This window comes from Kitasatospora sp. NPDC032757, from assembly GCF_055579305.1.
Genome location: NZ_JBVINN010000012.1, coordinates 162,819 through 176,144, shown reverse-complemented (window position 1 = coordinate 176,144; position 13,326 = coordinate 162,819). Strand labels below are relative to the sequence as shown.

The following is a 13,326-nucleotide window of genomic DNA, read 5'->3' as shown; positions in this document are numbered from 1 at the left end:
TGGACGACCCGGCCGACGACCCGGTCGACCCGCGGGTCGCCTCGCACATCGCCTCCACCGCGATCGAGGGCGGCACCGCCCACCCCGAGCTGAAGATCCTCAACAACGGCTGAGGCCGTACAGCTGTGCCGACCCAGGCTGCCGTACCGACCCCGCGCCGTGCCGGCCCCGCCGTCACGGCGGCCTCTCCGCCGTGCTGACCCTGCACCGGGCGGCCCTCGTGCTGCCCGATCCGGCCGACCCCACCGCCCTGTCGTTCTGCGACGGGGCGGTGCTGGTGCGCGACGGGCGGATCGCCGCCCTCGGCCCGTACACCGGGCTGGCCGCCGCCCACCCCGGGGCGCGGCTGCGGGACTGGGGCGATGCCCTGCTCACGCCAGGCCTGCGCAATCCGTACGGGCACTGGCTCCTCGAGCGCGCGTACCACCCGGACCCGCGTGAGGGGGTCGGGGACGCGCCCGTCTCCGGGGGGCTGTCCGAGGCGACGGACGAGGCGCGGTGCGGTGCGAGCGCCCGGCGCGGGCTGCAGCGGATGCTCGGGTGCGGCGTGACCGCGGTGGCCGGGCCGTTCGAGCGCGCCTCGGTCCGGACGGCGGTGGCCCGCTCGGGGCTGACGGCGCTGCCCGGTCCTGCGAGCCCTGTGGGTCCTGTGGGTGGGGAGGGACCGCTGGACCCGCTCGCGGTGCTGCCGCTCGCGGCGGCGGTGCACGGTCGGCTGACGGTGGACGGGCCGGCCGACTTCGCGGTCTTCGCGCGGCTCGCGAGCACGGCCGTTGGTGCGGGCGAGCCGCGTCCTGGCGGCTGTCTGGCCACCGTGCTGGCCGGGCGGCTGGTCTATCGGCGTCGCTGAGCGTGTCGGTGGGCGTGTCGCTGAGCGTCGGTGGGCGTCGGTGGGTGCGGAGGCGGTGCTGGGGTGCGGAGTGTCGTGGGTGCTGGGTGCTGGCGGGTGCTGCTGGGTGCTGCGTGCTGGGGATGCTGAGCGCCGGGGGCTGTGATTGCCGGCTACCCGCTGGTAGCCGGAATCCCGTGCAGCACACGGGACTTCCTTCGTGTGCTGCCGAACTCGGTGTTCGGCCATATCGTCTGATTCACCCTTCGCCGTGACCTGAGGGCCCGCCAGCGGATACGATCCCGGACAGCTCACTCCGCACCCTCACCACACACCGCCCGCCCCCGCGGGTGGCGGGGCCCAGTCCCAGGCCCTGAAGGCAAGCCAGGACAGGAACCATGCGATCCGCGACCGTCCCCCCGCCGCGTTCCCCGCGGTTGGGCCGTGGTTGGTACCTCACCGCCGTGCTCAGTGCCGTGCTGGCCGTCGGTATGTGCCTGCTCGGTTGGCGTCAGGCCGAGCAGGCCGACCGGATCGGCGCGCACCCGGTGAGAGTGGACGGCGTCGTCACCCAGCTGCCCACCGGTGGCGGTTCGTACTCCACCGTCAACTACCGGGCCGCCGGCCAGTCGCACACCGCCGCCGCGCTGCCGCTGGCCGACGGCACCAAGGTCGGCGACGCGATCTGCCTGGAGCACGCCGCCGACGACCCGGGCGCGGTCCGGATCTGCGGCGACACCTACCCGCAGCCGGTCGGCGTCGGGCTGGCCCGGATCAGCGTGCCGGTGGCCGGTCTGCTCTTCCTCGTCTGTGTGCTGCGCATCCGCCGGCACCGCCGGGCGGTCGCCATCCGGACCGGCGAGGGCCGGTTCGCCACCACCGTGGCGCTCGCCGCGGGCGCGCTGCCGGACGGGATGCCCGCGATAACGCAGGGCAAGCGCTCGCGTCGCAAGCGTCGTTCGGGCGGACGGCGCGGCCTGCACTGAGGCCGGTGCCGGGCTCTTCGTGGCGGGCGGTGTGCCCCCTTGCCCGGGTCGCCGGTGCCAGGGTGAACAATGGGGGCGTGACCCGAGCCTCTCTGGACAAGCAGCCGCACGAAGTCGCCGCCATGTTCGACGACGTCGCGGCCAAGTACGACCGCACCAACGACGTGATCTCCCTCGGCCAGGCCCGCGCCTGGCGCCGGGCGGTGGCCGAGGCGGTGGCCGCCGGACCGGGGGACCTCGTGCTCGACCTCGGAGCCGGCACCGGCACCTCCTCGCTGCCCTTCGTCGAGGCCGGGGCCAAGGTCGTCCCGTGCGACTTCTCGGTCGGCATGCTCACCGAGGGCAAGCGCCGCCACCCCGAGCTGCCGCTCACCGCCGGGGACGCCACCAGCCTGCCGTTCGCGGACGACACCTTCGACGCGGTGACGATCTCCTTCGCGCTGCGCAACGTCCATGACACCGACGCCGCGCTGAACGAGATGTTCCGGGTCACCAAGCCCGGCGGCAAGCTGGTGATCTGCGAGTTCTCGACGCCGACCTGGACGCCGTTCCGCACGGTCTACACCGAGTACCTGATGCGGGCACTGCCGCCGGTCGCCACCGCGGTCAGCAGCAACCCGGACGCGTACGTCTACCTCGCCGAGTCGATCCGTGCCTGGCCGGACCAGCCCGCGCTGGCCGCGAAGCTCCAGGAGGCCGGCTGGTCCAAGGTGGCCTGGCGCAACCTGACCGGCGGGATCGTGGCACTGCACCGGGCGTACAAGGTCTCGTAGGGCCCTCTGCCGCAGGTTCGACTGCCCACCGGTCTGTCACCGTGGGCGGTCTGCTTCGAACGGTTGCTCCGTGCGGTTGCTCCGTGCGGTCTGCTCCGTGCGGTCTGCTTCGTGTGTTCAGTTTCGTGTGTTCAGCGGCCCGTAGGTGCGTGGAGCAGGGGCTGTAACCCCGGGCGGGCGTTGCCGTGGCCGGGGCCGTGCGGTTCAGACGCGCGGCCGGACCACGCCCTGGAAGTCCTCGATCGAGCGGCACCGCCCAGCGGACTGATCATGATGCTGATCTCCCCGTTCTCGGCGGAGCTCTCCGCCGCCAAGGGGCCGCTCACCTCGCTCCTGGTCGGCGCGGCCGTGCTCGCCGTAGGCCATCTGCTCGGCCTCGTCCTGCAGCACGAGGTCTGGGCAGTTGGTCCTGGTCGGCTGCCTCCTCGGCACCGACATCGCCTTCGCTGTGCGGCCATCCCGGCGTTCATCATGGGGGCCGTCCCGGCGGGCGAGACCGCCGCCGCCAACGGGTTCGCGCTCGAGGCGCCGCCTCGACGACCGGAGGCGGCGGTCTCGCTGCCGGGAGGGCTCGTCCCGACGCCCGGCCGGCCGTCCGTGGCGGGCGCCGCCGTCGGATCCTGTCCCGAGGACGGCAACTAGACTGCCGGGGACAGCCGCCGTCCCCCAGCCGCAGCTCCAGGAGAGTGCCCACCGTGTCCGAGACCGCAGCCGATCTGACGAAGCCGGACAGCCCCGTGGAGAGCACCGCGGACGTCATCGTGGTCGGCGCGGGCCCGGCCGGCTCCACCACCGCGTACTACCTGGCCCAGGCCGGCCTCGACGTGCTGCTGCTGGAGAAGACGTCCTTCCCGCGCGAGAAGGTCTGCGGTGACGGCCTGACCCCGCGCGCCACCAAGCAGCTGGTCGACATGGGCATCGACGTGTCGACCGACAACGGCTGGCTGCACAACAAGGGCCTGCGGATCATCGGCGGCGGCGTCCGGCTGGAGCTCGACTGGCCGGAGCTGTCCGCCTTCCCCGACTACGGCCTGGTGCGCAAGCGCGCCGACTTCGATGAGCTGCTCGCCCGTCAGGCCGAGAAGGCGGGCGCCCGGCTGTACGAGCGGTGCAACGTCAGCGGCCCGGTGCTGGACGACCGCACCGGCCGGATCGTCGGCGTCACCGCCCGACTCGGCGAGGAGAAGCGGGCGGTGACCTTCCGCGCCCCGCTGGTCGTCGCCGCCGACGGCAACTCCACCCGGCTCTCGCTCGCCATGGGCCTGCACCGCCGCGAGGACCGCCCGATGGGCGTCGCCTACCGGACGTACTTCAACTCCCCGCGCCACGACGACGACTACCTCGAGTCCTGGCTGGAGCTGTGGGACACCCGTGGCGGCGAGCGCAAGCTGCTGCCCGGCTACGGTTGGGTCTTCGGCATGGGCGACGGCACCTCCAACGTCGGCCTCGGCATCCTCAACTCCTCGCCCGCCTTCGGCGAGCTGGACTGGCGCGAGGTGCTCAAGGCCTGGTGCGCGAGCATGCCGGAGGAGTGGGGCTACACCCCCGAGAACATGACCGACCCGATCCGCGGCGCCGCCCTGCCGATGGCCTTCAACCGGCAGCCGCACTACACCCGCGGCCTGCTGCTCGTCGGCGACGCCGGCGGGATGGTCAACCCGTTCAACGGCGAAGGCATCGCCTACGCGATGGAATCCGGGCAGATCGCCGCCGGCGTCATCGTCCAGGCCAACGCCCGCGTCACCGACACCGGCCGCGAGCGCGCCCTCCAGGCCTACCCGCGCATCCTCAAGGACGTCTACGGCGGGTACTACACGATGGGCCGCGCCTTCGTGAAGCTCATCGGCAACCCCAAGGTCATGCAGCTTGCCACCCAGCGTGGCCTGACCCACCCGATCCTGATGAAGTTCGTCCTCAAGATGCTCGCCAACCTGACCGACCCGCAGGGCGGCGACGCCATGGACCGCATCATCAACGGCCTCGCCAAGGTCGCCCCGAACGCCTGATGTTCGGGGCTCGGGGCTCGGGGGCCGGGGCTTGAGGCTGGGTGGCTGACTTCCGGTCGCTGTTGCGTGGCGGCTGAGTGAGTGATGGCTGACGCCCCTGCCCCCTGTGTTTGTGGGGGCAGGGGGCAGCGGCGCGCCTTGCCGGGGGCGGGCCGGTGCCGGGTCGGTTCAGCCGGTGGCGCGTACGTAGATGTCGGCGCCGTCGGGGGAGCCGGGCCCTGAGGTGACGACGAAGATCTGCCGCTTGTCCGTGCCCGTCTGCGGTACCAGGGGGGCTTCGGCCGGCTCATCGCCGGGGAACGCCGCCCGCAGGTCGTCCGGCAGCGGGGCCGGGGCGCCGAGCTGTGGCAGGTCGTAGACGCGGAGGAAGTCGTCCACGCTGGAGTCCGTGTCTGCCCGCACCTGGTAGTGGAGGTAGGCCGCCCGTGTGCCGTCCGGCAGCCGGCCGAACACGGCCTCCACTGGGATGTAGTACCGCCCCTTGGCCGGATGCTGCTTGTAATGCAGGGTTGCCAGCTTCTCGGCCCGGTCGGTGTCCGTCTCGGGCGGGTGCAAGGTCGTCACCATCGCGTACGCGATCCATCCGACGGCCGCGAGGGTGAACACCACACAGAGCGCGAGCGCCCCGGCCACCGCCCGGCGGACCCTTGGCCGCTGCCGCACCGCGGGCACCGCTTCACTGATCCACCCGCCGGCCTTGGCCATCCGATGCTCCCCCGGGATCGTCCGTTGCCGCTGACGACTCTAGGGGGACGGAGCGAGGCGAACCATCCGTAGAAGTACTCACATCGCCGGCTGCGCGGGCGCGGGCGCGGGCGCGGTCATGGCGGGGGCGGTGGCGGGTGCGGGCGCGGTCATGGCGGGGGCGGTGGCGGGTGTGCGGCGCGGCCGGTGTGGGGTCTGCGGGGCGTGGCGGGCGTGCAGGGTGGCCGCGGCTGCCGCGGCTACCGCGACCGGCGGGGTCACTGTGGGCGGCTGGCGGCGGAGCGCTGCTCGACGTAGGCGAGGCGGTCGGCGAAGACCTGGGCGGCATCCGGGGTGAGGGTGCGGAGGGCGACGAGGGCTGAGAAGACGACGTCGCAGAGCTCGTGCTGGACGTCTTCCCAGGTGTGGGTGACGCCCTTGCGGGGGTTCTGCCCGGTGGCCCCGATCACCGCGGCGCCGACCTCGCCGACCTCCTCGGAGACCTTGAGGATGCGAAGCAGGCGCTCCTCCTGGGCGGAGAGTCCGCTCTCGTCGTCCAGCCAGGCGACCAGGTGGTCGACGCTCTCCCAGATCCTGCTGTCCATGTGCGCGGCTCCCGTACGGCTTCGGTGACGCTGCCCACCGTACGGGAGCCTGGCAGGGGGCGGAGCGGTCGCCCGGCGGCTCGGTTTCAGCGGGAGCTGATCTTCACGTTGCGGATGTTCACCGGGAGAGTGGGGTAGCCGTCGCCGGGGTTGTTCTGGTCGTCCTCGCCACCGGCCGCGATCTTCTGCAGCACGTCGAGGCCCGCGGTGATCCGACCGAACGGGGTGTAGGCGGGGGAGAGCTTGGTGTCCTTCCAGACGAAGAAGAACTGGCTGCCGTTGGTGTTCGGACCCGCATTGGCCATGGCCACGGTGCCGGCCGGGTAGGTGGCCCCCGTCAGGTTCTCGTCCGGGAAGGAGTAGCCCGGGCCGCCGCTGCCGGTGCCGGTCGGGTCTCCGCACTGCAGGACGAAGATCCGCTGCGTGGTGAGTCGGTGGCAGTGGCTGCGGTCGAAGTAGTCGTGCTCGGCGAGGAAGCGGAACGAGAAGGTGGTGCAGGGCGCCTCGGCGGTCAGGGCCTGGAAGGTGATCGCGCCCTGGCCGGTCTTCAGCGTCGCGCTGTAGGGCTTGGCCGCCTTCTTCGCATCGAAGACCGGGATGCCCTTGAAGTTGTCGGCGGGCACCGCCGGGGTGTAGGTGCAGGTGGCGGCGGTGGGCGTGGCCGGAGCCGGGACCGGCGGGGTGTCCGCGACGGCGGTTCCGGTGGTCGCGACCAGCGGGAGAATGGTGGCAGCGGCGAACAACGCCCAGTGTTTGCGCTTCACTTGACGAGCCTTCCGGGGGGGGGGTGGTGGACGGCGGTGTTGTCATGGCGACATCATCCACGTCCGGGGGTGGATGCGGTAGACGTCGGGGGTACGTGTCGCGCGCGTGCGGCGTGGGGTAGCTGGCGCGGGGAGGGTGGCGTGGGGTGGCTGGCGCGGGGAGGGTGGCGTGGAGCGGGTGGAGTCGGTCGGCGCGTGAGGGTGCCCGTGGGTGGGCGCGTCTGAGGTCGGCGTTTCGGGGTGGGCGTTCCGGGGGCGACGTTCTGGGGCGGGCGTTGTTGGGCTTCGCGGGCCGGCACCTGGGGGTCAGGCGGCCTCTGTGGTGAAGAGGCCGGCGCGGGCAGCGAGGGCTGCGGCATCGGCGGCCCGCTCGGCAGTGCGAGCGTCCAGCGGTTCGCCGGTGACGAACAGGCGGTAGTAGAGCGGGGCGGTGGCTGCGCGGACGACCTCGGTGCCATCGGTGCCGGCGGGAAGTTCGCCACGCTCGACGGCGCGTTCGGCCACCTCGGCGGCCTGTTGGTGGCGCGCGGAGAAGAAGGCGCGCAGGGCGGCGGCGCCGACGTCGGAGCGCTGGGCGGCGGTGATCAGTGCGGTCGGGGTCGAGCCCAGTTCGGGGTCGGTGAAGACGGCGAAGACCTCATGGGTGATCCGACGTAGGTCGCCGGCGAGGTCGCCGGTGTCGGGGAGTGGCCACGGCTGGTCGGCGGAGGCGGTGAGTGCGTCCGCTACCAGGCCGTCCACCCCGTTCCAGCGGCGGTACAGGGTGGCCTTGTGGACGCCGGAGCGCGCCGCGACCGCGTCGACGGTCAGCCCGTCGTACCCCTTCTCGGTGATCTCGGCGAGCACCGCGGCGATGACGTTCGCGCGGACCCGGGCGCTGCGCCCGCCCGGGCGAGGGGTGGGGGTGCGGGCTTCCTCGTTCAAAGTCGACTCCAGTCGCGTTAAGGCTTGCCGTGGCGGTGTCGCCATGCCATCCTCATCTTAATGCGACTCCAGTCGCATTTCGAGAGGTTCGTTTGAGCCGTTGAGGAGTTCCATGACTGTCGCGATCCCCGACCACACCGTGCTCCACCCGCTCGCCGGGCACGACCGTGTCGTCCTGCTGCGCCCGCTGGTCACCGACCCGCGCATTCAGGTCGGCGAGTACACCTACTTCGACGACCCGGACGGTGCCACCCGTTTCGAGGAGCGCAACGTCCTCTACGCGTACGGTCCCGAGCAGTTGGTGATCGGCAAGTACTGCGCGATCGCCACCGGTACCCGCTTCCTGATGGCCGGCGCCGCTCACCCCACCGTCGGAGTCTCCACCTTTCCGTTCACCATGTTCGGCGGCAGTTGGACCGAGCGGACCCTCGACATCGTCACCGGACTCCCGAGCCGGGGCGACACCGTGGTCGGCAACGACGTCTGGTTCGGACATGGCGCCACCGTGCTGCCCGGCGTCAGGATCGGCGACGGCGCGATCATCGCCGCCGGCGCCGTCGTCACCGCCGACGTCGGGCCGTACACCGTCGTCGGCGGCAACCCGGCCCGCCCGCTCCGTCGCCGCTTCGACGATGCGGACGTCGACCGCCTGCTGCGCGCCGCCTGGTGGGACTGGCCGGTCGAACTCGTCACCGAGCACGTCCGAGCCATCATGTCCGGCAGGCCTGCCGACATCGAAGCCATCGCCGCGGTCCACGGTCTGCTGGCCACCTGAGGGCGCGGGACGCAGGAAGGCGGGTATGGGGCGGGGCCAGGGGCACAAGGGGCCGCGGCACCAAGGGGCCGGGGGCGCAAGGGCGTCGAGCCGTGCGGGGACCGAAATCGTTGATCGCCGGCCGTCGGGTGCGCGAAGATGGCGGGCCCCTGGTGGGGGCCTGTTGTGGCCCGAGATCCGTCCGATGACGTACGGGAATCTCCTCGTCGGTTCCGTTCGCTCCGGAGGGTTCCTGTTCATGCGTGGTTCGTCGTCCTTCCTTCGTGATGTGCCCGTACTGCTGGTTGCGGTGGTGTGGGGGTCGAGCTTTCTGGCCGTGCAGCGGGTGGCCGAGCCGGGGACGGTGGTGGCGATGCTGGTGCTGAGGTTCGCCTTGGTGCTGCCACTGCTGGGACTGGTCGCGTGGCGGGGGCTGCGGAGGATGGGCCGGTCCGAGTGGCTGGGTGGCGCGGTACTGGGGCTGGTGCTCGGGGGCGTCTTTCTGCTGGAGACCTATGGCGCGGTGCACACCTCGGCCACCAACGCCGGTCTGATCATCAGCCTCACCATGGTTTTCACTCCTCTCGCGGAGAGCGCGCTGGCTCGGACGCCGCTGCCGCGGGCCTTTCTTGCCGCGGCCGGGCTGGCGGTGGCGGGGGTCGCCATGCTGACCGGGGGCGGTGGGCTCAAGGCGCCGTCGCTGGGCGATCTGCTGGTGCTCGGAGCCGCGGTGGTGCGGACCGTCCACGTGCTGACGATGGCTCGGCTCCGACCCATCCGGGACACCGACTCGCTGGCCCTCACCTGGGTCCAACTTGCGACCGCGACACTGGTGTTCGCCGTCGTCGCGCCGTTCGCCGGACCGCTGCCGTGGACGGCCGCCGCCTCGTACGGGCCTGCCCAGTGGGCCTGGCTGTTGCATCTGGCTCTGCTCTGCACGCTGTTCGCCTTCTTCGTGCAGATGTGGGCCGTCCGCGCCACCTCGCCGTCCAGGGTCAGCCTGCTGCTCGGTACCGAGCCGCTCTGGGCCGCCGTCTTCGGCATCACCCTCGCCGGCAACCACCTCGGCCCGCTCGCACTCCTGGGGGGTGCCCTCGTCCTGGTCGCCACCGAATGGGGACGCCGTACCGCCATTGCCCCGGCCCGGGACGCGGCGCAGGTGGTGGAGGCCGACGCGGCGGCGGAGCCGGCCCCGGCTTCGGCGTGACGGGGCGCCCTCGTCATCGACGCCCCAGAGTGCGGCGGGCGTAGGCGAAGGTGACGAGCGCGAGAAGCGGACCCCAGGCGACCAGCGGCAGGTAGCAGAGGGTCATGACGAGGCCGGCCGAGCCGTGCGGGGCGTCGGGCGAGCTCATGTTGCTGCTCCAGCCGCCGAACAGGGCCGTCATGCCGAGCCAGGTCAGGACCGCGGAGCCGAGGGCGGCCGGGACGATCGCGGCGAGCGGTCGGACCGTACGGCCGCCTATCAGCGGGATCCAGCCGGGCACCACCTCGCCCCAGGGGCGGACCAGGCCGACGGTGAGGAAGGCCAGCAGTTCGGCCAGGGCACTCAGCACCAGGACGTACGCCGTGCCCCAGCCGGGGTTGTGCCGGTCGGCCAGCGCGGCGAACTCCCCGCTGAAGCCCACCGGGACGCCGAGGCCGAACGCGATCCGCCAGAGCCCGGAGGGCACGGTGGTCCAGACGGTGGCCTTGGCCGCCAGCTCGGCCCAGCGCGGGACGGGCGCGGCGGTGCCGGCCGGCCGGGAACCACCGGTGTCGAGGGACATCGGGTCCGCCCCGGTCGTGGAGCCGGAGCCTGTGTCTGTGCCTGTGCCTGTGCCGGCCATGATCCCGTTCCTCGCCCTGGACGTGACCGTGGTCGTGGTGTTGGTGACGGTGCTCATGGATGTGGACTCCCCTCTCGCCCGGCCCCACCGGCCGATCCGATGGGTCAAGCCTGGCGGTCGGCTGCGGTCTGCGGCAGATGCCGATCGGGCTGTTCTCGCCGCTCAGAAGGTGTGCGCGAATATGCCGATCGGCACAGGCGGCGGGGTGCTGAGGTCCGTAGGCTTACCGCCGGAAAGGAGGCGACTATGAGTCAGATCCTGGCGTTGGCCGCACCAGTGGCCGTGCTGCTCGGGTGGGCGGTGCGGGCCCGGTGCGGGGTGGTGGTCGTGGCTGGTGCGGCCGGCGCGGCCTCGGTGGCGGCCACGGTCGGCGTCTGGGCGGCCGGTCGATGGGGCGAGTCACAACGCTGGCCCGGTGTGATCGGCCTGTTCGAGCTCGCCTCCCTCCTGTTCCTGCTGGTGCTGGCGCTGCGCGCCGAGGACGGGCGGCGGTCGGCAGTCGTGGCCTGGACGATCGGCGGTGCGGCGGCGCTCTGGCCGTCCCGGTTCGAGGCGATCGTCGGGCCGGGGGATGCGCTGACCCTCTTCGGGTTCGGTTCGGTCTTCGCGCTCCCGGCGGTGCTGGCCGGTCTGTATCTGCGCGGGCTGGACGAGAAGAGGCGCCGCTCGGTGGCGGCGGCCCGTCGCGCGCAGAGGCTCGAACTCGCCCACGACCTGCACGACTTCGTCGCGCACGATGTCAGCGGCATGGTTGCCCAGGCGCAGGCGGGCATGGTGCTGGCCGCCTCCGATCCGGCCCGGGCGGCGGAGCTGTTCGAGCGGATAGAGAAGGCCGGGCAGCTGGCGCTGGCCTCGCTGGACCGTACCGTCCACCTGCTGCGCAGCGGGGAGACGGACGGTCCGGAGCGGGGGCCGCAGCCGGGCCTGGCCGAACTCACCGCCCTCACCGATCGGTTCGCGGAGTCAGGCGGTGCCACCGTCCGGTTGGACGCCCCGGAGGTGCAGGCCGGCGTGCCGCGGGAGGTGGCGGCGACGGCGTACCGGATCGTGGTCGAGGCGCTGACCAACGTCCGCCGTCACGCACCCGCGGCACGTGTGGTGGATGTCCGGGTGCGGCGCGAGGGCCGGAGGCTGGAGGTCATGGTGCGGGACGACGGCGGGGGCCCACATGCGTCCGGGGCGCGCCTGGGAGAGGCCCGCCGTGGAGAGGACGGTCGTGGAGGGGCCGTTCGGGGCGGCAGCGGACTGGCAGGGCTGGCGGCCAGGGTGGAGGCGCTGGGCGGGACGCTCGCCTCCGGGCGGGAGAAGGCCGGCGGTTGGCGAGTCGCCGCGACGATGCCCTTGGAGGGCCGATGAGTATCCGAGTCCTTCTCGCCGACGACGACGAGGCGATCCGCAGCGCGTACCGGATCATTCTGGACGCTCAGCCGGACATCGAGGTGGTGGGCGAGGCCGAGGACGGCGCACTGGCGGTGGAGGCCGCCCACCGGCTGCGGCCGGACGTGATCCTCGCGGACATCCGGATGCCCCGGCTGGACGGTCTGGAGCTGACCCGGCAGCTGGGCCGGGAGTTTCGGGTGGTTGTGGTGACCACCTTCGACCTGGACGAGTACGTGCACACGGCGATCCGGGCCGGGGCGGCCGGATTCCTGCTGAAGCGTTCGGGTCCGGCGCTGCTGGCCGAGGCGGTCCGGGCTGCGGTCGCCGGGGATGCGTTGATCAGTCCGCAGGTCACCGTCCGCCTGCTGCAGCAGCTGTCGCACCGGGGGCAGGAGCAGGAGCGGGACCACCAGGAGCAGGGGCGACAGGAACAGGGGAGGAAAGGGAGGAAGGAGAGGCAGGGGAGGAACGAGCCGCAGAGCGGGCCGGAGCGCCAGCGTCCGGAATTCATTGAGGAGCTCACCGCGAGGGAGAGGGAGATCGCCCAGCTCGTCGCCGGCGGGGCGACCAATGCGGAGATCGGCTCGCAACTGTTCATCGCCGCCGGGACGGTGAAGAACCACCTCGCCACGATCCAGCGCAAGATCGGCGCCCGGAACCGCGTCGGTATCGCCGCCTGGGTCTGGGAGACCGGTTCCTGAGCACCTAGCCCTGCCGCGCCCTGCCCTGCGCTCCTAACCGGCGGCGGTTCCCAGCCCCACCCCTGTCCGGCACCCGGCACTCGACCCCCACCCCTGCCCCCGCCCGGCCCCGGCCCTGCCTGGCCTCCGCCCCCGACCCGGTTGGCGGCCCGCCTCCGCCCCCGACCCGGTTGGCGGCCCGCCCCGCCCGCACGTCACCCCTGCCCGGCCCGGTCGTTCGACCCATCCGCTCGCCCCACCCCGCCGCCCCGCTCGCGCGCTTGTGAACGAAGGGTCAAGCGGGCGTTCGGAGACCTGCCACCCCTGCGAGTGAGCCTCTATAACACGTCAACCTGGCGCCCAGAAATTTGCTCTGGGCGGAGCATAGTTGATATAGAAGCGCGGCCCTGACCAGCCGCTTCGCAGATAAATGCGACTGGTTGTGACCATTTGACTTCTTTGCGTTGACAACTCTAGGCATGTTCACTTTCGCCACCATTCCAGGGGTGGCGTAGATCACAAAGATCGTCGTGAACTGCGTGTCGCAGATCACAAGCCGACGGGCATAGGATGCGCTCGTTCCAGGCTTTGTGAACTGCCTCACATGAGGTGGATCTCGGGAACTGGAACGCGGGTCCACCACAGCGTGACCCGTCGGTTCCGATCTGCAGTCAAGGACGACTGGACGGAGGGAGCGGGGGCTATGAATGCCTACGCGCCGATCCTCGTACTCGGTGCCATCGCGGCGGCGTTCGCGGTCGGCTCGGTCGTGATGGCCTCACTGACCGGCCCGAAGCGCTACAACCGGGCCAAGTTGGAGGCGTACGAGTGCGGCATCGAGCCGACCCCGCAGCCCGTGGGCGGCGGTCGGTTCCCGATCAAGTACTACCTGACGGCGATGCTCTTCATCGTCTTCGACATCGAGATCGTCTTCCTCTATCCGTGGGCGGTCAGCTTCGACGCCCTGGGGATCTTCGGGCTGGTCGAGATGCTCCTGTTCATCGCCACCGTCTTCGTCGCCTACGCCTATGTCTGGCGCCGCGGCGGCCTGGAGTGGGACTGAGTGCGGGGCGGCCGCTGACTTTGTGAACGGGCGGACAAGCCCGGCCGGG

General features: G+C 72.0%; 16 protein-coding genes. 10 read left to right on the top strand and 6 right to left on the bottom strand.

Annotated elements, in window-relative coordinates; translation table 11 throughout:
* Positions 1 to 193: 193 nt before the first annotated feature.
* The 5 genes from ACZ5WK_RS17015 to ACZ5WK_RS16995 all read left to right on the top strand — a co-directional run bounded on the left by ACZ5WK_RS17015 (position 194) and on the right by ACZ5WK_RS16995 (position 4,594).
* The gene (locus ACZ5WK_RS17015; protein ID WP_465548206.1) at positions 194 to 850 is read left to right on the top strand and encodes an amidohydrolase family protein; all 657 of its coding nucleotides are present in this window, start codon (positions 194 to 196) and stop codon (positions 848 to 850) included.
* A 377-nt stretch (positions 851 to 1,227) separates the two neighbouring features.
* Positions 1,228 to 1,815, top strand: coding sequence for a hypothetical protein (locus tag ACZ5WK_RS17010; protein ID WP_405361053.1), 588 nt, complete (start codon positions 1,228 to 1,230; stop codon positions 1,813 to 1,815).
* Between the two features lie 77 nt (positions 1,816 to 1,892).
* Complete coding sequence (locus ACZ5WK_RS17005) at positions 1,893 to 2,588, top strand: demethylmenaquinone methyltransferase (protein WP_465548205.1); 696 nt, start codon at positions 1,893 to 1,895, stop codon at positions 2,586 to 2,588.
* A 270-nt stretch (positions 2,589 to 2,858) separates the two neighbouring features.
* Positions 2,859 to 3,230, top strand: a complete 372-nt coding sequence (locus tag ACZ5WK_RS17000) for a hypothetical protein (RefSeq protein ID WP_465548204.1) — start codon at positions 2,859 to 2,861, stop codon at positions 3,228 to 3,230.
* Between the two features lie 53 nt (positions 3,231 to 3,283).
* Positions 3,284 to 4,594 (top strand): geranylgeranyl reductase family protein, encoded by a 1,311-nt coding sequence (locus ACZ5WK_RS16995; RefSeq protein WP_465548203.1) that lies wholly within the window; start codon positions 3,284 to 3,286, stop codon positions 4,592 to 4,594.
* 168 nt (positions 4,595 to 4,762) lie between these two features.
* Here ACZ5WK_RS16995 and ACZ5WK_RS16990 read toward each other — a convergent pair whose 3' ends face one another.
* The 5 genes from ACZ5WK_RS16990 to ACZ5WK_RS16970 form a co-directional block, all read right to left on the bottom strand.
* A complete protein-coding gene (locus ACZ5WK_RS16990) occupies positions 4,763 to 5,299 on the bottom strand; it encodes a hypothetical protein (RefSeq protein ID WP_465548202.1) in 537 nt (178 codons plus the stop codon).
* A 78-nt stretch (positions 5,300 to 5,377) separates the two neighbouring features.
* Complete coding sequence (locus ACZ5WK_RS16985; RefSeq protein ID WP_465548201.1) at positions 5,378 to 5,560, bottom strand: hypothetical protein; 183 nt, start codon at positions 5,558 to 5,560, stop codon at positions 5,378 to 5,380.
* Positions 5,557 to 5,883, bottom strand: a complete 327-nt coding sequence (locus ACZ5WK_RS16980) for a MazG-like family protein (RefSeq protein WP_396324551.1) — start codon at positions 5,881 to 5,883, stop codon at positions 5,557 to 5,559. The genes ACZ5WK_RS16985 and ACZ5WK_RS16980 overlap by 4 nt, the downstream gene beginning before the upstream one ends.
* A gap of 86 nt (positions 5,884 to 5,969) precedes the next feature.
* A complete protein-coding gene (locus ACZ5WK_RS16975) occupies positions 5,970 to 6,647 on the bottom strand; it encodes a peptidylprolyl isomerase (protein ID WP_465548200.1) in 678 nt (225 codons plus the stop codon).
* A gap of 306 nt (positions 6,648 to 6,953) precedes the next feature.
* Positions 6,954 to 7,571 (bottom strand): TetR/AcrR family transcriptional regulator, encoded by a 618-nt coding sequence (locus ACZ5WK_RS16970; RefSeq protein ID WP_465548199.1) that lies wholly within the window; start codon positions 7,569 to 7,571, stop codon positions 6,954 to 6,956.
* Positions 7,572 to 7,683: 112 nt separating this feature from the next.
* Here ACZ5WK_RS16970 and ACZ5WK_RS16965 point away from each other — a divergent pair, with 112 nt between their 5' ends.
* A complete protein-coding gene (locus ACZ5WK_RS16965; RefSeq protein ID WP_465548198.1) occupies positions 7,684 to 8,346 on the top strand; it encodes a CatB-related O-acetyltransferase in 663 nt (220 codons plus the stop codon).
* Positions 8,347 to 8,584: 238 nt separating this feature from the next.
* Positions 8,585 to 9,532, top strand: a complete 948-nt coding sequence (locus tag ACZ5WK_RS16960; RefSeq protein ID WP_465548197.1) for a DMT family transporter — start codon at positions 8,585 to 8,587, stop codon at positions 9,530 to 9,532.
* A 13-nt stretch (positions 9,533 to 9,545) separates the two neighbouring features.
* Here the strand turns inward: ACZ5WK_RS16960 and ACZ5WK_RS16955 are convergent, their stop codons facing one another.
* A complete protein-coding gene (locus ACZ5WK_RS16955; protein ID WP_465548196.1) occupies positions 9,546 to 10,094 on the bottom strand; it encodes a hypothetical protein in 549 nt (182 codons plus the stop codon).
* A gap of 306 nt (positions 10,095 to 10,400) precedes the next feature.
* Between ACZ5WK_RS16955 and ACZ5WK_RS16950 the strand changes: the two genes are divergently transcribed.
* From ACZ5WK_RS16950 to ACZ5WK_RS16940, 3 genes are all read left to right on the top strand, one after another.
* A complete protein-coding gene (locus ACZ5WK_RS16950) occupies positions 10,401 to 11,510 on the top strand; it encodes a sensor histidine kinase (protein ID WP_465548195.1) in 1,110 nt (369 codons plus the stop codon).
* Positions 11,507 to 12,235, top strand: a complete 729-nt coding sequence (locus ACZ5WK_RS16945; RefSeq protein WP_465548194.1) for a response regulator — start codon at positions 11,507 to 11,509, stop codon at positions 12,233 to 12,235. Before ACZ5WK_RS16950 ends, ACZ5WK_RS16945 begins: the two co-directional genes overlap by 4 nt.
* A 682-nt stretch (positions 12,236 to 12,917) precedes the next feature.
* Positions 12,918 to 13,277 (top strand): NADH-quinone oxidoreductase subunit A, encoded by a 360-nt coding sequence (locus ACZ5WK_RS16940; protein WP_014137597.1) that lies wholly within the window; start codon positions 12,918 to 12,920, stop codon positions 13,275 to 13,277.
* Positions 13,278 to 13,326 lie beyond the last annotated feature (49 nt).

Bases quoted from the DNA above. Each gene is read 5' to 3' on its own strand.
- ACZ5WK_RS17010 (WP_405361053.1), top strand. From the start codon at position 1,228: ATGCGATCCGCGACCGTCCCCCCGCCGCGTTCCCCGCGGTTGGGCCGT.
- ACZ5WK_RS17000 (WP_465548204.1), top strand. From the start codon at position 2,859: ATGATGCTGATCTCCCCGTTCTCGGCGGAGCTCTCCGCCGCCAAGGGG.
- ACZ5WK_RS16990 (WP_465548202.1), bottom strand. From the start codon at position 5,299: ATGGCCAAGGCCGGCGGGTGGATCAGTGAAGCGGTGCCCGCGGTGCGG.
- ACZ5WK_RS16980 (WP_396324551.1), bottom strand. From the start codon at position 5,883: ATGGACAGCAGGATCTGGGAGAGCGTCGACCACCTGGTCGCCTGGCTG.
- ACZ5WK_RS16965 (WP_465548198.1), top strand. From the start codon at position 7,684: ATGACTGTCGCGATCCCCGACCACACCGTGCTCCACCCGCTCGCCGGG.
- ACZ5WK_RS16960 (WP_465548197.1), top strand. From the start codon at position 8,585: ATGCGTGGTTCGTCGTCCTTCCTTCGTGATGTGCCCGTACTGCTGGTT.
- ACZ5WK_RS16955 (WP_465548196.1), bottom strand. From the start codon at position 10,094: ATGTCCCTCGACACCGGTGGTTCCCGGCCGGCCGGCACCGCCGCGCCC.
- ACZ5WK_RS16950 (WP_465548195.1), top strand. From the start codon at position 10,401: ATGAGTCAGATCCTGGCGTTGGCCGCACCAGTGGCCGTGCTGCTCGGG.
- ACZ5WK_RS16945 (WP_465548194.1), top strand. From the start codon at position 11,507: ATGAGTATCCGAGTCCTTCTCGCCGACGACGACGAGGCGATCCGCAGC.
- ACZ5WK_RS16940 (WP_014137597.1), top strand. From the start codon at position 12,918: ATGAATGCCTACGCGCCGATCCTCGTACTCGGTGCCATCGCGGCGGCG.